Source organism: Amycolatopsis sp. NPDC114478, assembly GCF_055633805.1.
In genome coordinates this window covers 58,957-77,830 of sequence record NZ_JBVKDO010000020.1, presented here as the reverse complement: position 1 = coordinate 77,830, position 18,874 = coordinate 58,957, and the positions used below count along the sequence as shown (strand labels likewise).

The following is an 18,874-nucleotide window of genomic DNA, read 5'->3' as shown; positions in this document are numbered from 1 at the left end:
ATGGTGAGCTCGACCGTTTGGCGCAAATCTTCGTATAGCGGCCACGACGACAACTGTGTCGAGGTGGCGCTGGGGCCGGTCGTGGGCGTGCGGGACACCAAGGCCCGCCAAGCCGGTCAGCTGACCGTCTCCGCGCGAGCCTGGCGTTCCGTCCTCGACCGGTTGCGCTGACCTACCGCGCCAGCAGCAGCGCGACCAGGGCCAGCGCGGCCGGCAGCACCTGCACGAACAGGATCCGCTTGCTGGCCGTCGCGGCGCCGTAGAGGCCCGCGATGATCACGCAGACCAGGCCGTACAGCTGGAGCTGGAACTGGCCGGCGACCAGGCCCCAGACGAGGGCCAGCGCGAGGAAGCCGTTGTACAGCCCCTGGTTCGCGGCCAGCGTCTTGGACTCCTCGGCGAACTCCGGCGTCGTGCCGAAGGCCGCGCGGGCGCGCGGGGTCGTCCAGAGGAACATCTCGAGGACGACGATGTAGACGTGGATCAGGGCGACCAGCCCGATCAGGACGTCGGCGACGATGGTCACGCGTGCTCTTTCTCGTCGGCCAGGAGCAGGCGCTCCTCGGTGTCGAAACAGGTGTGCGTGCCGGTGTGACAGGCCGGGCCGGTCTGGTCGACGCGCAGCAGGACCGTATCGCCGTCGCAGTCGATCCGCACCTCGCGGACGTGCTGGTAGTGGCCGGACGTCTCGCCCTTGACCCACAGCTTCTGCCGGCTGCGGGACCAGTACGTGCCACGGCGGGTGGCCAGCGTCGCCGCGAGGGCGTCATCGTTCATCCAGGCCATCATCAGAACGTCCGAAGTGGCGTGCTCGACGACGACCGCGGCGATCAGGCCGTCGGCGTTGCGCTTGAGGCGCGCCGAAACGGCCGCGTCCAGGGTCATGCCCGTACTCCCAGGATGTGCCGCTTGAGCGGCATCGAGTTCAACAGGACGAAGGCGTAGCCGTACCCGGCGAAGGACAGGCCGGAGAACAGCTTGTTCCACCACAGCGCGGCGCCGAGCAGGAGGAACGCGTGCAGCAGCGCGAAGACGACGCTGACGACCAGGCCGCCGATGCGGGCGCTGCCCATCTTGAGCACGAGCCCGGTCGTCACGACGCCGCCGAGGATGAGCGCGAGCGCGGGCACCCGGTAGATCTCGAGGCCCGACCCGGCGCTCAGCACCGGGATCAGGTCGAGCAGCGCCCACGCGAGCGGCAGCCCGACCAGCAGCGCGGCGGTGACCTTCACCTCGACGGGTGCCTGCCAGGACTTCACCGGACCTCGACCCCGCCTTCGCGCAGCGCGTCCTTGACGTCGCCGATCTTCAACTGTCCGAAGTGGAACACGCTGGCCGCGAGCACCGCGTCGGCGCCCGTCTTCACCGCGGGCAGGAAGTGCTCGACCGCGCCCGCTCCCCCGCTGGCGATCACCGGGACGCGCACGGCCTTGCGGACGAGCTCGATGAGCTCGAGGTCGAAGCCGTTCTTGGTGCCGTCGGCGTCCATGGAGTTGAGCAGGATCTCGCCGACGCCGAGCTCCTCGCCGCGGGCGGCCCACTCGACGGCGTCGATGCCGGTGCCGCGGCGGCCGCCGTGGGTGGTGACCTCGAAGCCGGACGCGGTCGGCTCGCCGCCCTCGGGCACTCGGCGCGCGTCGACCGACAGGACGATGCACTGGGCGCCGAACCGTCTCGACGCTTCGCTGAGGAACTCCGGCCGGGCGATGGCGGCGGTGTTGATGCTCACCTTGTCGGCGCCGGTGCGCAGGAGCCGGTTGACGTCGTCGTTGCTGCGGACGCCGCCCCCGACGGTGAGCGGGATGAAGACCTGCTCGGCGGTGCGGCGGACGACGTCGTAGGTGGTCTCGCGGTCGCCGGAGGAGGCCGTGACGTCGAGGAACGTCAGCTCGTCGGCTCCCTCGGCGTCGTAGCGCCGGGCCAGCTCGACGGGGTCGCCGGCGTCGCGGAGGCCGGCGAAGTTGACGCCCTTCACGACCCGGCCCGCGTCGACGTCGAGACAGGGGATCACCCGCACCGCGACAGACATGCCCACCAGCGTAGTCAAGGGCGTTCTAAGCTCGGCCAATGGCACGGGCGGGACGGCGGCCGGGGCAGACGGAGACGCGCGAGAAGATCCTCGACGCGGCCCGGCACCGGTTCGCCGAGCTGGGGTACGACGGCGCGACGGTCCGCGGGATCGCCGCCGACGCGGGCGTGAACGCGGCCCTGCTGCACCACTTCTTCGGCAGCAAGCAGGCGCTGTTCGCGGCGGCGATGAACCTGCCGGTCAACCCGGCTTCGCTGGTCCCGGCCATCTTGGCGGGTCCGCGCGAGGGTGTCGGCGAACGCCTGGTGCGGGCGTTCCTGGCGGTCTGGGCCGCCCCCGAGGGACGCACGCCGTTCCTCGCGATGCTCCGCGCGGCGGCGACGAACGAGCAGGTGGCGCTGATGATGCGCCAGTTCATCGAGCGCACGGTCCTGGCCGAGGTGGCGCGCGCGCTCGACGTGCCGAAGATCTGCGTCACCGGGATCGCGGCGCAGATGATCGGGATGGCGCTGCTGCGGTACGTGATCAAGCTGCCCCCGCTGGCCGACGCGGACGACGAGGAGATCGTCGCGCTGCTCGCCCCGGTGGCTCAGTACTACCTCGACGGCCGCGAAACTGTCGGTACCCCGCCGTAGACTGGAGACCGGGGGCTGCGCCACAGCGCTCGTTCACGTTCCGGGCTCGTTCACGTCCCGGTCATCCGATTCGTCTACTTTGCCGCGCGTGCGCAGATTCCTTCCGGTGGCCGTCGCCGCCTTCTCGCTGCTGACCGCCGTCCCCGCCTCCGCCGCGCCCCGCGATCCCGCGCCGGTGCTCCAGACCCAGGCCTTCACCGAGCCCGCCGACGCCGACGACCCCGCCATCTGGGTCCACCCCCACGACTCCGCCCGCAGCGTCGTGCTCGGGACGCTCAAGGAGGGCGGCCTGGCGGCGTTCGACCTGGACGCGCGGACCCTGCAGCTCGTGCCGGCCGGGCCGGGCGGGCGGTTCAACAACGTCGACGTCGTCGGCGACCTCGCCGTCGTCAGCGACCGGGGCCGGGACCAGGTCCGCGTCTACCGGATCGACCCGCGCGGCGCCGCGGCCGGAGCGGACGTCCTGCGGGACGTCACCGGCCCCGCCGCCGCGCGGGTGTTCCCGGAGTCCGATGTGGACGAGCAGCGCACCGCCTACGGCCTGGCCGCGGGCCGCGACCCGGTCACCGGGATCCGCTGGGTGGCGGTCACCCGGCGCCACGAGACGCGGGTGGCGCTGCTGAAGCTCGTCGACCTGCCCGGGGGCGCCGTCGGCACCGCGAAGCTGGCCACCGTCGACCTGCCGTCCTCCTTCCGGCTGCCGGACGGCACGACGTGGTCGCCCTGCGAGGAGCCGGACGAGGGGCCGCAGCTGGAGGGGTCGGTGTTCGACGGCCGGGTGCTCTACACCGCGCAGGAGGACGTCGGGATCTGGCGGATCCCGGTCACGTCCCGCGGCTTCGGGCAGCCCCAGCTGGTCGACCGCGTGCGCTCGTACGGCGTCCCGCAGCGGTGGGACGCGGCCACCGAGGAGTGCGTGCCCGACGGTGCCGACCCCGGCTTCGGCGGCAGGTGGCTGACGGCCGACGCCGAAGGCCTCGCCGTCGCGCACGGGACGCTGTTCGCCTCCAGCCAGGGCGACTCGCGGTTCGTGGTCTACGGCCCGCGCACGCGTGACCTGCGGATCGTCGCGGGCCGCGGCACGGACTCGGTGGAGCACTCCGACGGCTCGGCGATCAGCACCGCTCCCCTCGGCAAGCGGTTCCCGCACGGCCTCCTGGTGGTCCACGACGGCGAGCGCCGCCCGGCCGCAGGCGACCTCGCGACCACGGGATTCGCGTTCGTCCGGCTCGACGACGTCCTCCCCCACTAGGGGGAATTATACCGACACACCATTGTCCGAATTACTCCTTCCCGCCGGTCACGGTGATTCTTTAACCGTGACCGGCGCTTTCAAAAACAGCCGCGATAGTCCACTGATGGCGGTATTCCCGGCATCGATCTCGCGTAGGTTCCACGGCATGTCGCGCCTCCATTCCGCGCTCGCCGTCGTGCTCGTCGCCGCATTCGTCTCCCCCGTTTTCCCGGCCGCCGCTCCCGCCGCGGCCGCCGGCACGGGGGCCGTTTGCGACCACCAGCCCGCCCTGAATCCCCAGGCACCGGCGGGGGCCGTGGTCGTCGACCCCGCCATCGAAGGTGACCTGTACGCGAAAACGCTGTCCGCGCCGCCGGGGACGACCTTCTGGCTGCCGCCGGGCACGCACCTGCTCGCCCCGGACCAGTTCGGCCAGGTCATCCCGAAGGACGGCGACGTCTACCTCGGCGCGCCCGGCGCCGTGCTCGACGGCCGCTCGGTGAACCGCGCCGCTTTCACCCAGCAGGCCAAGGACGTCGTCATCCGCGGCCTGACCATCCAGAACTTCGTCGCCCCGCAGGACCAGGGCGTGGTCAACCACGACTCCGGCGCGCACTGGGTGATCGAAAACAACACGATCCAGAACAACCGCGGTGCCGCGCTGATGGCCGGCGTCCGCCAGGAAGTGCGCGGCAACTGCCTGCGCGACAACGGGCAGTACGGCATGAACGCCTACCGCCCCGACAACGCGATCACCGGACTGGTCGTCGAGGGCAACGAAATCTCCGGCAACAACGTCGACGACTGGGAAAACCGCAACCCGGGCTGCGGCTGCAGCGGCGGAATCAAATTCTGGGCCGTCGACGGCGCCGACGTGCGCGGCAACTGGATCCACCACAACCACGGCGCCGGCCTGTGGGCCGACACCAACGACAACGATTTCCTGATCGAGGACAACGTCATCGAGGACAACGACGCCGAAGCGATCTTCTACGAGATCAGCTACAACGCCGTCATCCGCCACAACGCCATCCGCCGCAACAACGTGGTGGCCGGCAGCCGGCGCGCGGCGCGCGGCGACAACTTCCCGTCGGCGGCGGTGTACCTCTCGGAGTCCGGCGGCGAACCGCGCGTCCCGGCCCGCACCGACGTCCTGGACATCTACGGCAACACGTTCGAGGACAACTGGTCGGCCATCACGCTGTGGGAGAACGCCGACCGCTTCTGCAACAGCCCGGCCAACACGTCGACGGCGAGCTGCACCAAGCTGGTCACCGACCGGACGCTGTGCTCGGCGCCGGGCATCGACGACGCCCCGCTGTACGGCGACTGCCGCTGGAAGACCCAACGGGTCGAGATCCACTCGAACACGTTCCGCTTCGACCCGGCCCGGCCGGGCTGCAACGGCCTGTGCGGGCGGATGGCGGTGGTGTCCAACTACGGCACGTACCCGGCGTGGTCCCCCTACCACGGCACCCTCGTCCAGGACGCGATCACCCACGACCAGGACAACTACTGGTACAGCAACGACTACTTCGGTCCCTGGACGTTCGTGGCCGGCGACACCTCCCGCAGCCTGACCCCGGACCAGTGGCAGAACGAGCCCTGGAACCAGGACGACTGCGCCTCCTTCGACGGCGTGACGCCCAACTGTTGAGTGTGACCGCGGCCACTCCGGCCGCGTGCAGCAGTCCGGCCCTCTCAAGCGTCCCCAGGGGGTGGGTTTCGAAGAGTTCGTGGCGGAGCGGCTGGACGGGCTGCTGCGCTACGCCACCGTCCTGACGAACGACCCGCACCTCGCGCAGGACATCGTCCAGGACGTGCTGCTGCGCGCCCAGCAGCGCTGGGACGGCATCGCCTCGCCGCCGACCTACGTGCGGCGGATGGTCACCAACGAGTACCTCTCGTGGCGCCGGCGGGCGGTGCGGCGGATGGTGCCGAGCAGCCACGACGTCCTCGACGCGCTCGGCCCGCCGGCCGCCGACCCCTCGGCCGCCTACGACGAGCGCGACGCGATGCTCGGCCTGCTCGCCACGCTGCCCCGCAAGCAGCGCGCCGCGATCGTCCTGCGCTACTACGAGAGCTACTCCGACGCCGAGATCGCCGCCGTCCTGCGCTGCGGGACCTCCACCGTGCGCAGCCAGATCTCCCGCGCCCTCGCCACCCTGCGCCAGGCGCCGCACCCCGCGGCACTCACCACCGGAGCCGGAGAATGACCCACCGCGAGCACGACACCGAGACGCTGATCCGGGAGAGCCTCGACCGCCTCGCCACCCGCGCCCCGGACGGCCGGGCGGTGCGGGACGCGCTGGCCCGCGCCGGGCGGCCGCGGCGTCCGGCGACGAGGCTGGCCCTGGTCGCCGCGGCGGTGGTCGTGCTGGTCGCCGGCGTCTTCGTGGGCACGCGGGCGGTCACCACCACCCCGGACCTCGACCCGGCCGCGAGCCGCCCGGTGCTCGGCTACAGCCCGGGCTGGCTGCCGGACGGCTTCACCGAGCAGTACCGCGAGGGCGGTCCCGGGATCACCCCGCAGGTCCGGCGGTGGTTCGCCGGGCCCGCGGAGGTCACGCTGTCGGTCTACTCGACCGCCGACCCCGAGTGGTCGCAGACCGAGCTGCGGATCGCGTCGATCCACGACCAGGTCCTGGTGCGCGGCCGCGTCGCCATGATCACCGGCGACACCGGGTCGACCGCGCTGATCACCTGGCTCGCCGACGACGACCACGTCCTGACCGCGCGGGTCGGCGGGGTCCCGGACGCCCGCCTGGTGGCCCTGCGGATCGCTCAAGGGGTCACCCCCGAACCGGTCGGCGTCCGCGGTGAGCTGCGCTTCGGCGCGCTCCCGGCGGGGCTGACCGAGCGCTCGGCGGCGGTCAAGGGCACCGGCCCGGACGACGCGAGCACCGAGCTGACCGCGGCTGATCCGGCCCGGCCCGCGGAACCCGCGGTCCGCGTCACGGCCAGTGCGGGCTCCCCCGGCGTGGCCGGGGCCGCGCCGGTCACCGTCCGCGGCGGTCAGGGGTATTTCATGGCGGGCACGGTCGCCGTCCGGCTGCCGTCCGGGCGCTGGCTGACGGTGTCGGGCGCGCGGCCGGAGGGCGAGCTGATCGCCGTCGCGGACGGCGTCCGGCTCGACCCCGCGCCCGACTACCGGTGGCTCGGCCGGGCTACCAGCTGACCATCGGGAACCAGATGATCCCGAGCCTGCCGAGCACGCGGACGTCCCAGTAGAGCAGCGTGAACGTGCCGCCGACGAGCAGCGCGGCACCGGTCACGGTGGCGATCCGGGCCGGTTTAGCCGCGAACCAGCGCTGCAGGCGGCCGCGCGTGGCGTAGGTGAGGATCAGGAACAGCACCGCCATGACGACGATGTTGCCGAGCGACTGCAGGGCGAACGCGGCGGCGCCGTAGAAGATGTTGTGCTGCTCGGCGGCGCTGCGGAACATGATCCGGAACAGCGGGTACGGCCGCCCGATGAGGAACCCGCCGATGAGCGCGCCCATCAGGACGTGCGGCGCCGCGGGGTGCCGCCGGGTGAAGGCCGCGAAGGGGTTGCGGAGGATGCCGAGCGCGACCAGGCCCATCAGCAGGAAGACCAGGCCGACGACGCCGAAGGCGACCATGGACTGGATGCTGCGCGGGCTCAGCCCGCTCGTCTGCGCGGTGGAGAACTGCGGCATGCCCGTGCCGACGAGCGCGACGACCACGCCGTAGGCGATCGAGACCGTGAGCATGCCCGCGGCGATCCAGCCGAGCGGCTTGAACGGGCTGCGCTTCTCGGCGGCCTGCCCGCCCACCAGCGGCGCGACCGCCCCGAACGCGGCGATGTTGCAGGCGGTGAACGAGCCGGCGAGCCCGGAGACCCGAAGGTCGTGCCTGCCCGGGCACCGCTGGTCGAGGTAGCTTTCGCGTCGTAACCGAGGAGCCCCGTCGGCGACGCGGCCGCCGACCATGGAGTCCACGAACGGCGCCGGCCGCCGCGGTGAGCGCGACGCCGGCAGGTATCGCCCGCCTCGGGCCGGGGCCGACGTTCGGCGGCCCCGTCGACCAACGGCAGCCCCCGCCCTCTCCGGGGGTCCGGCCCCGCTTCCATTCTACCGGGGGTGCCCGACGAAACCCTTGGTCTGAGCGGGGTTGTCCACACCTCCGCCGAGTTGTGGACAACCGAGTGGAACCGCCCCTTGACTCCGGAAACTCATCGCGCGCAGAATTAAACACATGACTAATTCTGCGCTGGCGGTCACCGGCCTGCGGGTCCGGCGCGGTGGCCGGCCCGTGGTGCGCGACGTGAGCTTCGAAGTGCCGCGCGGGGCCGTCACCGGGCTGCTCGGCCCGAGCGGCTGCGGCAAGACGACCCTGATGCGGGCGATCGTCGGCGTCCAGATCGTCGAAGGCGGCACGGTCACCGTCCTCGGCCTGCCCGCCGGCAGCCCGCCGCTGCGGCGGCGGATCGGCTACGCGACGCAGAACCCCGCGATCTACGCCGACCTGACCGTGCGGGAAGCCCTGCGGTACTTCGCCGCGGTGCTGCGCGCGCCGGCGTCCGATGTGGACAGGGTGATCGCCGAGGTCGGCCTGGAAGACCACGCCGGGAAGCTCGTCGGCTCGCTGTCGGGCGGCCAGCACAACCGGGCGAACCTCGCCGTCGCGCTGCTCGGCACCCCGGAGCTGCTGGTGCTCGACGAGCCGACCGTCGGGCTCGACCCGCTGCTGCGCGACGAGCTCTGGGCCCTGTTCCGCCGGCTCGCCGACGGCGGCGCCACGCTGCTCGTGTCCAGCCACGTCATGGACGAAGCCGCGCGCTGCGACCGTCTCCTGCTCATGCGCGAAGGCACCCTGCTGGCCGACGACGCGCCTGCGGTGTTGCGTGAGCGCACCGGCGCCGCCGACCTCGAACAGGCCTTCCTGCACCTCGTGCGGGCCGCGTCGTGAACCCCGCGCTGACGCTCGCGACCACGCGGCGCATCCTCACCCAGCTGCGGCACGACCCGCGCACCGTCGTGATGCTGGTCCTGGTGCCGACGCTGCTGATGATCCTGCTGCGGTACGTCTTCAACTCGACCCTGGTGTTCAGCCACGTCGCGCCCGCGTTGCTCGGCGTGTTCCCGTTCCTGATCATGTTCCTCATCGCGTCGATCACGACGTTGCGGGAGCGGACGACGGCCACCCTCGAACGCCTGATGACACTGCCGATCGGCCGGCTCGACCTGCTCTTCGGCTACGCGCTGGCGTTCGGCGCGATCGCCGTCGTGCAGGTTTCGCTGGCGGCCGGCGTCTCGCTGTGGTGGCTCGGGCTCGACCTCGCGGGGTCGGTCGGGATGCTGCTGGTGATCGCCGTCCTCGACGCGCTGCTGGGCATGGCGCTCGGGCTGTTCGTCAGCGCGTTCGCGCGCACCGAGTTCCAGGCCATCCAGTTCATGCCGGTGTTCGTGCTGCCGCAGATCCTGTTGTGCGGGCTGTTCGTGCCGCGCGACGACATGGGCTGGCTGCTGCGGTGGCTCTCGGACGTCATGCCGCTGTCGTACGCGGTCGAGGCGCTGACCCGCGTCACGGCGTCGTCGACGGTGGACGCGGTGATCCTGCGCAACCTCGTCGTCGTGGCGTGCTGCGCGCTGCTGGCGCTGGTGCTCGGCGCGGCGACGCTGCGGCGCCGGACGCCGTGACTACCGTGGTGCCATGGCCTCCGAAACGGACCGGCTCGCCGCCGAGCGCTACGTCCTGCTGACCACGTTCCGCCGTGACGGGCGCGCGGTGCCGACCCCGATCTGGCTGGCGGGCGACGCGGGCGAGCTCGTGTTCTGGTCGGAACGCAAGGCGGGGAAGGTCAAGCGCATCCGCAACAGCGGGCGCGTCGAGGTCCAGGCGTGCGACCTGCGCGGGCAGAAGACGCACGGCGCCGTCGCCACCGGGCAGGCCCGGCTGCTGGACCTCGCGGAGACCGAGCGGGTCCGTCAGGTGATCGGCCGCAAGTACGGCATCATCGGGCGCGTCACGATGTTCTTTTCGAAGCTGCGCGGCCCGGCCGACCGGACGGTCGGGATCGCGGTCAAGCTGGACGGCTGAAGCTGCGGAACCCCCGGCGCAGGTAGTTCGGCAGCGCGTTCGGGTGGTCGAGCGTCGAGGTGTGCAGCCAGACCCTTTTCGTGCCCGGGAGTGCCCACGCGTCGGCGACGACGAGGGTGAGCGCGTAGCCGCCGAGCCCCTTGCCGACGAACTCGGGCAGCAGGCCGAAGGTGGTGATCTCGACGTCGGATTCGTTCTGCGGCTCGAAGTCGGCGGCCCCCGCGATTTCGCCGCGGTATTCGACGAGCCGGTACCGGCGGCCCGGTTCGGCGAGCCAGCGTGCCCAGTCTTCGTCGCTCCGGGTCGCGCTCGGCCACTGGTAAGGCGTCCCGATCCGCACGTGCAGGTCCTGGATGAGCGGGCCGGGCTCGGTGGCTCTCAGCGTGACGCCGTCGACGACCGGCGCGGGGTTGAGCTGGTCGGCGGCGGTCATTTCGAGCTCGGTGACGATCTCTTCCACCCGCGGCAACCTACGGTTCCCGGAGCGTGCTGTCAGCCCCTTTTGGGCGGGTTAGGCCATCGCGCGCAAGGCGGCGCCGAGCGCGGCCGAGTCGTGGTCCGGCCCGCAGCCCTCGACGAGCACGAGATCGCCCGGGATGTGGTCGGCCCGCAGGGACAGGATTTCCCGGTAGGCGGCGGAGTCGTACCACCGGTGGGCGGCGTCGAGGTCCGGGAACTCGATGACGACCAGGGTGCCGGGCCATTCGCCTTCCATGACCTCGACGGGCGAGCCGTGCACGACGAACTTGCCGCCGTAGGGATCGAGCGTCGCCTGGATGCGTTCCAGGTACTGGAAGACCTCTTCGTGGAGCACGGCGGGCGGGCGCAGGTGGGCGAGTCCGTAGGCGTTCTTCGTCATGCCCTGAATCGTGGCGGGGAAGTTGTACGGCGTCGATTACGCCGGAGGTAATGCTCAGACCTTCGCGACCGCGGCAAGAGCCTCCGGCAACGTGAAGGCCCCCGCGTACAGCGCCTTACCCACGATCGACCCCTCGACCCCATCGGCAGCCAACCCCGCCAGCGCGACGAGGTCGTCCACACTGGACACCCCGCCCGAAGCGATCACCGGCGCGTCCGTGCGCGCGACGACGTCGCGCAGCAGGTCGAGGTTCGGGCCCTTCAACGTGCCGTCCTTGCTCACGTCCGTCACCACGTAGCGGGACGCGCCGTCTCGGTCCAGGCGCTCCAGGACCTCCCACAGGTCGCCGCCGTCCGACGTCCAGCCGCGGGCCGACAGGCGGTGGCCCGCCTCGGTGATCCGCACGTCCAAGCCGATCGCCACGCGGTCGCCGTACTCGCCGATCACGCGCGCGGTCCACTCCGGGTCCTCGAGCGCGGCCGTGCCGAGGTTGACGCGGCGGGCGCCGGTGGCCAGCGCGGCCTTCAGCGACGCGTCGTCGCGGATGCCGCCCGAGAGCTCCACCTGCACGTCGAGCCGGCCGACGACGTCGGCGAGCAGCTCGCGGTTGCTGCCCTTGCCGAACGCGGCGTCGAGGTCGACCAGGTGGATCCACTCGGCGCCGTCGCGCTCCCAGGCGAGCGCCGCTTCGAGCGGGCTGCCATAGGAGGTCTCGGTGCCGGCCTCGCCCTGGACGAGTCGCACGGCCTGGCCATCGGCCACATCAACGGCGGGAAGCAGCGTGAAAGTCACGCCGGTAACTCTAAAGCGGAGACCCGCGTCACCCGGTCAGAGGGTCGCGAGCCAGTTCTTCAGCAGCTTCGCGCCCGCGTCGCCGGACTTCTCGGGGTGGAACTGGGTGGCCCAGAGCGGCCCGTTCTCGACCGCCGCGACGAAGTCCTCGCCGTGGTTGGCCCAGGTCACCTTCGGCTCCTGGCCGATGCCCGATTCCAGCTCCCACTTGCGCGCCGCGTAGGAGTGCACGAAGTAGAACCGCTCCTCCGGGTCGAGCCCCGCGAACAGCTGCGAGTCCGCGGGCGCGCGCACGGTGTTCCAGCCCATGTGCGGCAGGACGTCGGCGTGGAGCCGGTCGACGACCCCCGGCCACTCCCCCGTGCCCTCGGTCTCCTCGCCGTGCTCGACGCCGCGGGAGAACAGGATCTGCATGCCGACGCAGATGCCGAGCACCGGACGGCCGCCGGCGAGGCGCTTGCCGATGATCCGGTGGCCCTTGACGTCCAGCAGCCCCGCCATGCACGCCGAGTAGGCGCCGACACCGGGCACGACCAGGCCGTCGGCCTCGATCGCGGCATGCGGGTCGGCGGTGACCTCGACTTCGGCCCCGGCGCGCGCCACAGCGCGTTCGGCTGAGCGGAGGTTGCCGGAACCGTAGTCGAGGATCACCACACGAGACACGCCACCCAGCGTAGCCGGAGGGCTCAGCGGCGCTCGAACGAATAGACGTCCGTCACGGTGTTGCACGGCGCCGGCGGCACGACCTCGACGCGCAGCACGCCGGCGTCGTAGTCGACACCCTCCGGCGTGAACGTGCCGGTGCAGGTGCTGACCAGCGGGACCTGGCTGATTTCACGCACCTTCGCGGTGACGTCGTGGCCGTTCAGGGGCCGCGGGAGGTCGATCTGCAGGAGCTGCAGGTTGGTCGGGAACAGGTCGTTGTACGGGTCGCTCGTCGCGCAGATCAGGCGCGTCGGGCTGACGAAGTCGCAGCCCTGGGCGCTGCGGATGTGGTGGTCGAGGTGGATGCGGGCGGCGACGGGCAGATCGCCGGCGGTCTTCGGGCCGCGGGGGTTGAGGAACGGCGTCGGGGAGATGTAGAGGCGGTCGATCTCGCCGAGCGGGCCGGAGACGAGCCACTGACCGTCGGGGGTGGCGGCGACCTGGGCGTTGGCGTTCGCGGCGGGCTCGTCGGGCAGCAGCGGGTGGACGAACTCCGTCGTCGTGCCGTCGGGCTGGGTGACCAGGTACATCTTCCTGGTCGGCGTCGGGGTGACGGTGTCCTGGTAGACGTCGAAGACGTAGCCGCGCAGCGAGTCCGGGTCGCCGACGTGGCCCCAGCCCTCGTCCTTGAGCGGCTGCGGGATGGTGGCGCCGTTGCGGTAGACGATCTCCGGCGCGTGGCCGGGCAGGCGCAGCGTGGTGAGGCCCTCGCCGCTGACCCGGTTCTCGGCGGTCGTGTGGCCGACCTGGCGCCAGGCGGACTCGTGCGCCGTGGCGACGCCGGTGGCGGTGAGCAGGGCGGCGGTGGTGAGGGCGAGCAGACTGGCCGCGCGCATGTGCGCTCCTCGGGAGTTGAGGCGGTGGCGGCGGCGACGCGATTCTGCCACGGAGGGCTCGCCCGCCGGAAGAATCTTGGAGAAGGACGTTTCACCGTCCCGCTCGCCGGGTATCAAGTCACCCGATCGTGTGGGCTGAGCCCGCGCGACCGGACGCCAGGGAGGCGAAGATGGCCGAGGACGATCTGCTGTCCCAGATGCTGCGCGCCTGGCGTGACGACATCGAGAGCGTGCCGTTTCCGCAGTTCGGCGAGCTGCTGATCCCGCGCCAGCAGGTCCGCCCGCGGTGCACGCCGTCCGCGTCTGCTGTCCGCGTGACGAACGCCACGCACAAGACAGACGCCTGACTGTGGTTTCCTGCGGGGGCCGCATCGACGCGTCCCCCGGGAGCCCTCATGAGCAGCCGCACCCCTGACCCGCACGACTTCCTCGACCTCGACGCCGGGCTCGCCGAAGAGGAGCGCGGCATCCGCGACGCCGTCCGCGCGTACGCGAAAGACAACCTGCTGGACCAGGTCGCGGACTGGTACGAGTCGGGCTCGCTGCCGGCGGCCGAGCTGGCCAAGGGCTTCGGCTCGCTGGGGTTGCTGGGCATGCACCTGGAGGGCTACGGCTGCGCCGGCACCAGCGCGGTCGCGTACGGCATCGCGTGCCGGGAGCTCGAAGCCGTCGACTCGGGGTTGCGGAGCTTCGTGTCGGTGCAGGGGTCGCTGGCGATGTACGCGATCCACAAGTGGGGCAGCGAGGAGCAGCGGCAGGAGTGGCTCCCGCGGATGGCCACGGGCGACGCGCTGGGCTGCTTCGGCCTGACCGAGCCGGACGCGGGCAGCGACCCGGGCTCGATGCGGACGCGCGCGGTGCGCGACGGGTCCGACTGGGTGCTGTCGGGCACGAAGATGTGGATCACCAACGGAACGGTCGCGGACGTCGCGGTGGTCTGGGCCCAGACCGACGACGGAATCCGCGGCTTCGTCGTCCCGACGTCGACCCCGGGGTTCACGGCCAACGAGGTCAAGCACAAGCTGTCGCTGCGGGCGTCCTTGACGGCGGAGCTGGTCCTGGACAGCGTCCGGGTGCCGTCCTCGGCGGCGTTCCCCGAGGTCCGGGGCTTGCGCGGGCCGCTGTCGTGCCTGAACGAAGCGCGTTACGGGATCTTGTTCGGCGTCGTCGGCGCGGCGCGCGCGTGTTACGAGGCGGCGCTGGAGTACACGCTGTCGCGGTCGCAGTTCGGCAAGCCGCTGGCGGGGTTCCAGCTGACGCAGCGCAAGCTGGCGGACCTGCTGGTGGAGGTCAACCGAGCCGGCCTGGTGGCGCTGCAGATCGGGCGGCTGAAGGACGCGGGGACGTTGCACCACAACCACGTGAGCTTCGGCAAGATGGCGAACGTGCGATCGGCTTTGGACGCGGCCCGCTCGGCCCGCTCGATGCTGGGTGCGAACGGGATTTCGCTGGAGTACCCGGTGATGCGCCACATGGCGAATCTGGAGACGGTCCTGACGTACGAGGGCACGGAGGAGATGCACGCGCTGTCGCTCGGCCAGGCGGTGACGGGGCTGGCGGCGTTCCGCTGATTTTTGTCGGTGGTGGTCTCTAGTGTGCGGGTCGTGGACTTTTCATCGTTCGAGACGGTGCTGGAGCTGCGCCGCTACACCCTGCACCCGGGGCGCCGGGATGAGCTGATCGCGCTGTTCGAGCGCGAGTTCGTCGAGCCGCAGGAGGCGGTCGGGGCGCATCTGTTCGGGTTGTTCCGGAGTTCGGCTTCGCCGGACGAGTTCGTGTGGCTGCGGGGGTTCTCTTCTCTTGCCGCCCGCGCTGAGGCCCTTTCCGCGTTCTACTTCGGGCCGGTGTGGCGTCGCTTCCGGGCCGAAGCCAACGCGACGATGGTGGACTCGGACAACGTGTTGTTGCTGCGTCCGGTCGTGCGGGGGTTGGCTTCGCCCCCACCGGGGTCGGGCGTACACGTCTCCTTGGAGGCATCGCCGTCGGCTTTCGCGGTGTTCGAGACGGAGCCCGGGCCGAACAACTTCCCGCAGCTGCCGGTGCGCACGGACGGGCCGTTCACGGTGTCGTTCAGCCGTTCGCCTTCTCCCGGCTCCGAGTTGCTTGAGCCGACGTCGAGGTCGTTACTCCGATGAGAGCAGTTCGGTGAGCCCGTTGGGGTAGAGGATCTTGCGGCCGTCTCGGAAGTCGGCCAGCGGCACCCAGATCGCGGTGGCGGGATCGTCGAGGATCTTCATCTCGTCTTTGGCGTACAGCTCGGGATCGACGAACTCGGCGGCGTAGACGAAGGCGATCTCGTGCCCAGGGTTGCCCCGCCAGGTGAAGACGTTCTCGAGGACGCCTCGGAGTTCGCCGACCTTGATGTCGGCATCGAGTTCCTCGCGAAACTCGCGCTTGAGGGCTTCATCGCTGCGTTCGCCGAACTCGACCCCACCCCCGAGGGGCCGGTAATAGGTCTCGCCTTTGACATCATCGCGCCCTTCGAAGACAAGGATGTGATCACGCCGCCGAACCAGACCGAGCGCGATCGGCCGAATGCTGGACCCCATACCCGCCACGCTATCGGCCCGCGGCTCGCGAAGCACCACCCAGCCGAGCCAGCCGATCCCAGCGGCGAGGAGGGCCCCGACGGCAACCCAGGCCCAGCCGGCCCCGAACACCCCGGCCACGGCGATCACGGCGATCCCCACAGCGGGCACCGCCCAGGGCGAGAAGCCCATCATCACCTCACCTCGGCCTGTCGACGGAGCTTGAATGCTGACCTACCATGGTCGGATCCTGGAGGGCGGGGTGAGGCGGATGCGACGACTTCGGCTCGTCCTCAGCCTGACGCGGCTGATAGCAGCCGCTGCCGGAAGGTTCCCGCCTATCAACCCGCCCGGCGAAGACAAGAGCCGCAGTAGCAAGATCTGCTCCCGGTGCGGAAAAGGTGTGCTCCAAAAGGAGGAGGACCTCGCGTTCTGCCCGGTTTGCAAGAAGTTCGTCGGTCCCTGGAACTAGCTCATGCCCGGACCTTCGATTCCCGATGCCGTGACTGGTCTCGGCAACCAGATCGGGCAGTACTTCAGCGTCGTCAGCATGGTTCCGTCGATCTTCCTGACCATGTGGACGACAATGCTGGTGTCCAGCGGGAGCTGGGGAGCCGGTGTTCCCGACCTTGCCAAGATGGTGCACGGCATCGCCGGGCTCACCCTCAGCGGAGCGGCGTGGCTGTTCTTAGCCGCCGTCGTATTCGCGCTCTTCCTGCACCCCTTGCAGGTCGGCCTGACCAGGCTGCTGGAGGGCTATTGGGGCAGTTCCCGGCTGTCGAGGCAGCTGCTGCGCCTGCGGATCGTCCGGCATCGGAAGCGTCGCGCCCGGCTCAGGGATCTGCAGAACGACCTCGAGCGACGGCGAGACATGTATCTGCTGAAACTGCTCCGCGAGGAGTACTACGTCGCCCTGCGCGAGAGGTCACCCCATGCGGAGGACCCCGACGGCTGGAATGAGACGGAGCGGCAGCTGAATCTCAAGGCCAGGTTCACGAGCGACGACGGGTTCGCGGTGAGTGGTTTGCACGCCGCGGCCGAGTCGATCCCGGCGGCGCTGGACGAGTACCCGAGTACGCCGAGGACGATGCCGACGAGGTTCGGTAATGTCCTGCGCCAGGCGGAGGACACCCTTGGCGGCCAGTACGGGCTCAAGGCCATCAAGACGACACCGCACCTCGCGCTCGTGGCGCCCGAACTGCATTTGAACTACCTGCAGGACACCCGCCAGCAAATGGACACGGCTGTACGCCTGTGCGCGACCGCGCTGGTCGCGACCGCGGAAAGCGCGCTCTTCCTCGTCACCGATGGCTGGTGGCTCCTCGTTGCCTTGGCCCCCTATGTCCTCGCGTACCTTTCTTATCGGGCATCGGTGGCAGCCGCGCGGGAATACACCGGCATGATCCGGACTCTGCTCGACCTGAACCGGTTCAGGCTCTACGAAAGCCTGCACCTCCGGCTCCCGGGGAGCACCGCCGGCGAGCGGCGGAACAACGCAAAGCTGATGGCGCTGCTGGGCGGAGACAGCAAAGTCAACTTCCGGTACCGACATCCCGCTGCCGACGCCCCCAGCACCGGCGCCGATCCTCCGCCTACTCCCCCAGGAAATCCCTGATCGACAGCCTCAACGATCCCGCGTCCAGTCCATGAGCCAAGTCGTGGTCCGGGATTTCTCCGTACGTTCGGACCTCCGCGTCACGCCGCACCCCCAACGACTTCAACCGGTGTGGCACGTCCGACAACGCCTCCGTAGCCCAGTAAGCCGAAGTCCCCGCCAAGTAAGGCTCAACGAGCACCACCGAAGGCGAAGCCGCAAGCACCGCCGACCGAAGGCCAGCCGAGTCGAAAGGTCGGATCGTCGACGCATAAAGCACCGTGACATCCAAGCCGGCACAAGCCCGAAGCACCCGGTCCAACACCGGGCCGACAGCGATCACAACGCCAGAAGAACCGAACCGCAGCCGGGTGAAACCGACCCCCAGATGCGGCGCAGCATTCGTCTGCGCCGACAACCGCAGATAAACACGGCCGTCTCCAGGGATCGACTCCAACAGCAACCGACGGACCTCGGAAGCATGCCCCGGCACGTGAACCGTCCACCCCGGCAACGAATCGATCAAAGCGACGTCCCCAGGTGACTGGTGCGTCCGCCCCGCGGCCGACATGTCGTACGAAGCCCCGTACGACACCAGCACCCCGCCCACCTCCTGGTGCGAGAAGTCCAGCTTGATCTGCTCGAACGCCCGCTCCACCAAGAACGACGGGAACGTGTGCACGATCGGCCGCAGCCCCGCCAGCGCCAACCCCGCCCCCGTGCTCACCAGCAACTGCTCGCGGATCCCGACATTGATCACTCGCTCAGGGTGACGCCGCGCCGCGGCCGCCAGCTGGGCTGCCGAAATGTCCGCCAGCACCACCGCCACGTCCGGGTCCGCGTCCAAGATCTCCTCCGTGACGCGGAGAAACGTCTCCCTCATCAAAGCTCCTTCGGCTCGACGACGGCGACCACAGCCAACGGCCGGCCGGGATGCGGCGAAGTGAACGCCGAGTACAGCGAAGAGTGGTCGCGGCCGGATACCGTGCGCGTCTCCCAGCCCTCCAGCTCGAAGCGGCGCCCTATTCCTCCTGGCCACCCTTGCGTCGACGACTGGTTGTCGATCACCACCGTCGTCAGGTTTTCCAAGCCGGAGCGGGCCGCGACGACCATCGCCTCGTGGTTGGATCCCTCGTCCAGCTCCGCGTCACCCACCAGCGTCACCACCTTCGACGCCAGGCCGCGGGCTCGCAGGCCCAGCGCCGTTCCCAAACCGAGAGGCAGGCCGTGGCCCAAGGAGCCGCTCGAGATCTCGACCCCGGGGACGCGGCGGCGGTCCGGGTGGCGGCCCAAGCGGGACAGCGCGTTCGACCACGTCGGCAGCTCCGCCGCCTCCAGGAAGCCCTTCACCGTCAGCACCGCGTAGTACGCCATCGGACCGTGTCCTTTGGACAGCAGGAAGCGGTCGCGGTCCGGTGACCGGAAATTGGCCGGCGTGATGTCGAGCACGCGGTCGTAGAGCACCCACAAAACGTCCACAGTGGACTCCGCGGCGGCCTGGTGCTTGTCGTCGCCGGTCATCAGGGAAATCAGGCGGGGCAGGTCCGCGTAGCCCGGTTCGGTCGCAGTGGTCATGTCTCCGACCATGCAACCTCGACT

General features: G+C 70.5%; 25 protein-coding genes and 1 pseudogene. 13 read left to right on the top strand and 13 right to left on the bottom strand.

What is annotated here, in order from left to right; translation table 11 throughout:
• Complete coding sequence (locus tag ACZ7OH_RS40025; protein WP_470285666.1) at window positions 1-171, top strand: DUF397 domain-containing protein; 171 nt, start codon at window positions 1-3, stop codon at window positions 169-171.
• 1 nt (window position 172) lies between these two features.
• Here the strand turns inward: ACZ7OH_RS40025 and ACZ7OH_RS40020 are convergent, their stop codons facing one another.
• The 4 genes from ACZ7OH_RS40020 to hisF are packed head-to-tail and all read right to left on the bottom strand — an operon-like array spanning window position 173 to window position 2,029.
• Window positions 173-526: a DUF1304 domain-containing protein gene (locus ACZ7OH_RS40020; RefSeq protein ID WP_470285665.1), complete on the bottom strand. Its 354-nt coding sequence runs from the start codon at window positions 524-526 to the stop codon at window positions 173-175.
• Window positions 523-885 carry a phosphoribosyl-AMP cyclohydrolase gene (hisI, locus tag ACZ7OH_RS40015; protein ID WP_086841627.1) on the bottom strand — a complete coding sequence of 121 codons (363 nt, stop codon included), beginning with the start codon at window positions 883-885 and terminating at the stop codon, window positions 523-525. The genes ACZ7OH_RS40020 and hisI overlap by 4 nt, the downstream gene beginning before the upstream one ends.
• A complete protein-coding gene (locus ACZ7OH_RS40010) occupies window positions 882-1,259 on the bottom strand; it encodes a hypothetical protein (RefSeq protein WP_470285664.1) in 378 nt (125 codons plus the stop codon). The genes hisI and ACZ7OH_RS40010 overlap by 4 nt, the downstream gene beginning before the upstream one ends.
• Window positions 1,256-2,029: an imidazole glycerol phosphate synthase subunit HisF gene (gene hisF, locus ACZ7OH_RS40005; RefSeq protein ID WP_372668787.1), complete on the bottom strand. Its 774-nt coding sequence runs from the start codon at window positions 2,027-2,029 to the stop codon at window positions 1,256-1,258. The genes ACZ7OH_RS40010 and hisF overlap by 4 nt, the downstream gene beginning before the upstream one ends.
• A 38-nt stretch (window positions 2,030-2,067) precedes the next feature.
• Between hisF and ACZ7OH_RS40000 the strand changes: the two genes are divergently transcribed.
• From ACZ7OH_RS40000 to ACZ7OH_RS39980, 5 genes are all read left to right on the top strand, one after another.
• Complete coding sequence (locus ACZ7OH_RS40000) at window positions 2,068-2,664, top strand: TetR/AcrR family transcriptional regulator (RefSeq protein ID WP_470285663.1); 597 nt, start codon at window positions 2,068-2,070, stop codon at window positions 2,662-2,664.
• 106 nt (window positions 2,665-2,770) lie between these two features.
• Entirely contained in the window at window positions 2,771-3,916 is a 1,146-nt protein-coding gene (locus ACZ7OH_RS39995; RefSeq protein WP_470285764.1) for a phytase, read from the top strand.
• 148 nt (window positions 3,917-4,064) lie between these two features.
• Window positions 4,065-5,555 (top strand): right-handed parallel beta-helix repeat-containing protein, encoded by a 1,491-nt coding sequence (locus ACZ7OH_RS39990; RefSeq protein ID WP_470285662.1) that lies wholly within the window; start codon window positions 4,065-4,067, stop codon window positions 5,553-5,555.
• 61 nt (window positions 5,556-5,616) lie between these two features.
• On the top strand, window positions 5,617-6,114 hold the full coding sequence (locus ACZ7OH_RS39985) for an RNA polymerase sigma factor (RefSeq protein WP_470285661.1): 498 nt from the start codon (window positions 5,617-5,619) through the stop codon (window positions 6,112-6,114).
• Entirely contained in the window at window positions 6,111-7,076 is a 966-nt protein-coding gene (locus tag ACZ7OH_RS39980) for a hypothetical protein (RefSeq protein ID WP_470285660.1), read from the top strand. The genes ACZ7OH_RS39985 and ACZ7OH_RS39980 overlap by 4 nt, the downstream gene beginning before the upstream one ends.
• On the opposite strand, the pseudogene ACZ7OH_RS39975 reads toward ACZ7OH_RS39980, so the two are convergent.
• A pseudogene (locus ACZ7OH_RS39975) lies at window positions 7,066-7,903 on the bottom strand (hypothetical protein). The gene ACZ7OH_RS39980 and the pseudogene ACZ7OH_RS39975 overlap by 11 nt on opposite strands.
• A gap of 213 nt (window positions 7,904-8,116) precedes the next feature.
• Here ACZ7OH_RS39975 and ACZ7OH_RS39970 point away from each other — a divergent pair.
• The 3 genes from ACZ7OH_RS39970 to ACZ7OH_RS39960 are packed head-to-tail and all read left to right on the top strand — an operon-like array spanning window position 8,117 to window position 9,961.
• Window positions 8,117-8,830 (top strand): ABC transporter ATP-binding protein, encoded by a 714-nt coding sequence (locus ACZ7OH_RS39970; RefSeq protein WP_470285659.1) that lies wholly within the window; start codon window positions 8,117-8,119, stop codon window positions 8,828-8,830.
• Complete coding sequence (locus ACZ7OH_RS39965; RefSeq protein ID WP_470285658.1) at window positions 8,827-9,561, top strand: ABC transporter permease; 735 nt, start codon at window positions 8,827-8,829, stop codon at window positions 9,559-9,561. The genes ACZ7OH_RS39970 and ACZ7OH_RS39965 overlap by 4 nt, the downstream gene beginning before the upstream one ends.
• Before the next feature lie 13 nt (window positions 9,562-9,574).
• Complete coding sequence (locus tag ACZ7OH_RS39960) at window positions 9,575-9,961, top strand: PPOX class F420-dependent oxidoreductase (RefSeq protein WP_400888977.1); 387 nt, start codon at window positions 9,575-9,577, stop codon at window positions 9,959-9,961.
• Here the strand turns inward: ACZ7OH_RS39960 and ACZ7OH_RS39955 are convergent.
• The 5 genes from ACZ7OH_RS39955 to ACZ7OH_RS39935 are packed head-to-tail and all read right to left on the bottom strand — an operon-like array spanning window position 9,945 to window position 13,153.
• Entirely contained in the window at window positions 9,945-10,421 is a 477-nt protein-coding gene (locus tag ACZ7OH_RS39955; protein ID WP_470285657.1) for a GNAT family N-acetyltransferase, read from the bottom strand. The genes ACZ7OH_RS39960 and ACZ7OH_RS39955 overlap by 17 nt on opposite strands.
• Window positions 10,422-10,472: 51 nt before the next feature.
• Window positions 10,473-10,820: a DUF1330 domain-containing protein gene (locus ACZ7OH_RS39950; RefSeq protein WP_470285656.1), complete on the bottom strand. Its 348-nt coding sequence runs from the start codon at window positions 10,818-10,820 to the stop codon at window positions 10,473-10,475.
• 54 nt (window positions 10,821-10,874) lie between these two features.
• Window positions 10,875-11,612, bottom strand: coding sequence for a bifunctional 1-(5-phosphoribosyl)-5-((5-phosphoribosylamino)methylideneamino)imidazole-4-carboxamide isomerase/phosphoribosylanthranilate isomerase PriA (gene priA, locus ACZ7OH_RS39945; protein WP_470285655.1), 738 nt, complete (start codon window positions 11,610-11,612; stop codon window positions 10,875-10,877).
• Between the two features lie 36 nt (window positions 11,613-11,648).
• The gene (gene hisH / locus ACZ7OH_RS39940) at window positions 11,649-12,266 is read right to left on the bottom strand and encodes an imidazole glycerol phosphate synthase subunit HisH (protein ID WP_470285763.1); all 618 of its coding nucleotides are present in this window, start codon (window positions 12,264-12,266) and stop codon (window positions 11,649-11,651) included.
• A 32-nt stretch (window positions 12,267-12,298) separates the two neighbouring features.
• Complete coding sequence (locus ACZ7OH_RS39935; RefSeq protein WP_470285654.1) at window positions 12,299-13,153, bottom strand: hypothetical protein; 855 nt, start codon at window positions 13,151-13,153, stop codon at window positions 12,299-12,301.
• Window positions 13,154-13,323: 170 nt separating this feature from the next.
• On the opposite strand from ACZ7OH_RS39935, the gene ACZ7OH_RS39930 reads away from it, so the two are divergent.
• The 3 genes from ACZ7OH_RS39930 to ACZ7OH_RS39920 are packed head-to-tail and all read left to right on the top strand — an operon-like array spanning window position 13,324 to window position 15,288.
• Window positions 13,324-13,500, top strand: a complete 177-nt coding sequence (locus ACZ7OH_RS39930) for a hypothetical protein (protein ID WP_470285653.1) — start codon at window positions 13,324-13,326, stop codon at window positions 13,498-13,500.
• Window positions 13,501-13,548: 48 nt separating this feature from the next.
• A complete protein-coding gene (locus ACZ7OH_RS39925) occupies window positions 13,549-14,724 on the top strand; it encodes an acyl-CoA dehydrogenase family protein (RefSeq protein WP_470285652.1) in 1,176 nt (391 codons plus the stop codon).
• A gap of 33 nt (window positions 14,725-14,757) precedes the next feature.
• Window positions 14,758-15,288 (top strand): NIPSNAP family protein, encoded by a 531-nt coding sequence (locus ACZ7OH_RS39920; RefSeq protein WP_470285651.1) that lies wholly within the window; start codon window positions 14,758-14,760, stop codon window positions 15,286-15,288.
• Here the strand turns inward: ACZ7OH_RS39920 and ACZ7OH_RS39915 are convergent.
• Window positions 15,277-15,876, bottom strand: coding sequence for an NUDIX hydrolase (locus ACZ7OH_RS39915; RefSeq protein WP_470285650.1), 600 nt, complete (start codon window positions 15,874-15,876; stop codon window positions 15,277-15,279). The two genes, ACZ7OH_RS39920 and ACZ7OH_RS39915, sit on opposite strands and share 12 nt — an antisense overlap.
• A gap of 280 nt (window positions 15,877-16,156) precedes the next feature.
• Here ACZ7OH_RS39915 and ACZ7OH_RS39910 point away from each other — a divergent pair, with 280 nt between their 5' ends.
• Entirely contained in the window at window positions 16,157-17,296 is a 1,140-nt protein-coding gene (locus ACZ7OH_RS39910; RefSeq protein WP_470285649.1) for a hypothetical protein, read from the top strand.
• Here the strand turns inward: ACZ7OH_RS39910 and ACZ7OH_RS39905 are convergent.
• Both ACZ7OH_RS39905 and ACZ7OH_RS39900 read right to left on the bottom strand, forming a co-directional pair.
• The gene (locus ACZ7OH_RS39905) at window positions 17,274-18,158 is read right to left on the bottom strand and encodes a transketolase family protein (RefSeq protein ID WP_470285648.1); all 885 of its coding nucleotides are present in this window, start codon (window positions 18,156-18,158) and stop codon (window positions 17,274-17,276) included. The genes ACZ7OH_RS39910 and ACZ7OH_RS39905 overlap by 23 nt on opposite strands.
• Window positions 18,158-18,850 (bottom strand): thiamine pyrophosphate-dependent enzyme, encoded by a 693-nt coding sequence (locus tag ACZ7OH_RS39900; RefSeq protein ID WP_470285647.1) that lies wholly within the window; start codon window positions 18,848-18,850, stop codon window positions 18,158-18,160. The genes ACZ7OH_RS39905 and ACZ7OH_RS39900 overlap by 1 nt, the downstream gene beginning before the upstream one ends.
• Window positions 18,851-18,874 lie beyond the last annotated feature (24 nt).

What these genes read in the sequence shown, in the direction of transcription:
- ACZ7OH_RS40025 (WP_470285666.1), top strand. Translation starts at nt 1, where the DNA reads ATGGTGAGCTCGACCGTTTGGCGCAAATCTTCGTATAGCGGCCACGAC.
- hisI (WP_086841627.1), bottom strand. Translation starts at nt 885, where the DNA reads ATGACCCTGGACGCGGCCGTTTCGGCGCGCCTCAAGCGCAACGCCGAC.
- hisF (WP_372668787.1), bottom strand. Translation starts at nt 2,029, where the DNA reads ATGTCTGTCGCGGTGCGGGTGATCCCCTGTCTCGACGTCGACGCGGGC.
- ACZ7OH_RS40000 (WP_470285663.1), top strand. Translation starts at nt 2,068, where the DNA reads ATGGCACGGGCGGGACGGCGGCCGGGGCAGACGGAGACGCGCGAGAAG.
- ACZ7OH_RS39990 (WP_470285662.1), top strand. Translation starts at nt 4,065, where the DNA reads ATGTCGCGCCTCCATTCCGCGCTCGCCGTCGTGCTCGTCGCCGCATTC.
- ACZ7OH_RS39980 (WP_470285660.1), top strand. Translation starts at nt 6,111, where the DNA reads ATGACCCACCGCGAGCACGACACCGAGACGCTGATCCGGGAGAGCCTC.
- ACZ7OH_RS39970 (WP_470285659.1), top strand. Translation starts at nt 8,117, where the DNA reads ATGACTAATTCTGCGCTGGCGGTCACCGGCCTGCGGGTCCGGCGCGGT.
- ACZ7OH_RS39960 (WP_400888977.1), top strand. Translation starts at nt 9,575, where the DNA reads ATGGCCTCCGAAACGGACCGGCTCGCCGCCGAGCGCTACGTCCTGCTG.
- ACZ7OH_RS39950 (WP_470285656.1), bottom strand. Translation starts at nt 10,820, where the DNA reads ATGACGAAGAACGCCTACGGACTCGCCCACCTGCGCCCGCCCGCCGTG.
- ACZ7OH_RS39935 (WP_470285654.1), bottom strand. Translation starts at nt 13,153, where the DNA reads ATGCGCGCGGCCAGTCTGCTCGCCCTCACCACCGCCGCCCTGCTCACC.
- ACZ7OH_RS39930 (WP_470285653.1), top strand. Translation starts at nt 13,324, where the DNA reads ATGGCCGAGGACGATCTGCTGTCCCAGATGCTGCGCGCCTGGCGTGAC.
- ACZ7OH_RS39925 (WP_470285652.1), top strand. Translation starts at nt 13,549, where the DNA reads ATGAGCAGCCGCACCCCTGACCCGCACGACTTCCTCGACCTCGACGCC.
- ACZ7OH_RS39915 (WP_470285650.1), bottom strand. Translation starts at nt 15,876, where the DNA reads ATGATGGGCTTCTCGCCCTGGGCGGTGCCCGCTGTGGGGATCGCCGTG.
- ACZ7OH_RS39910 (WP_470285649.1), top strand. Translation starts at nt 16,157, where the DNA reads ATGCCCGGACCTTCGATTCCCGATGCCGTGACTGGTCTCGGCAACCAG.
- ACZ7OH_RS39905 (WP_470285648.1), bottom strand. Translation starts at nt 18,158, where the DNA reads ATGAGGGAGACGTTTCTCCGCGTCACGGAGGAGATCTTGGACGCGGAC.
- ACZ7OH_RS39900 (WP_470285647.1), bottom strand. Translation starts at nt 18,850, where the DNA reads ATGACCACTGCGACCGAACCGGGCTACGCGGACCTGCCCCGCCTGATT.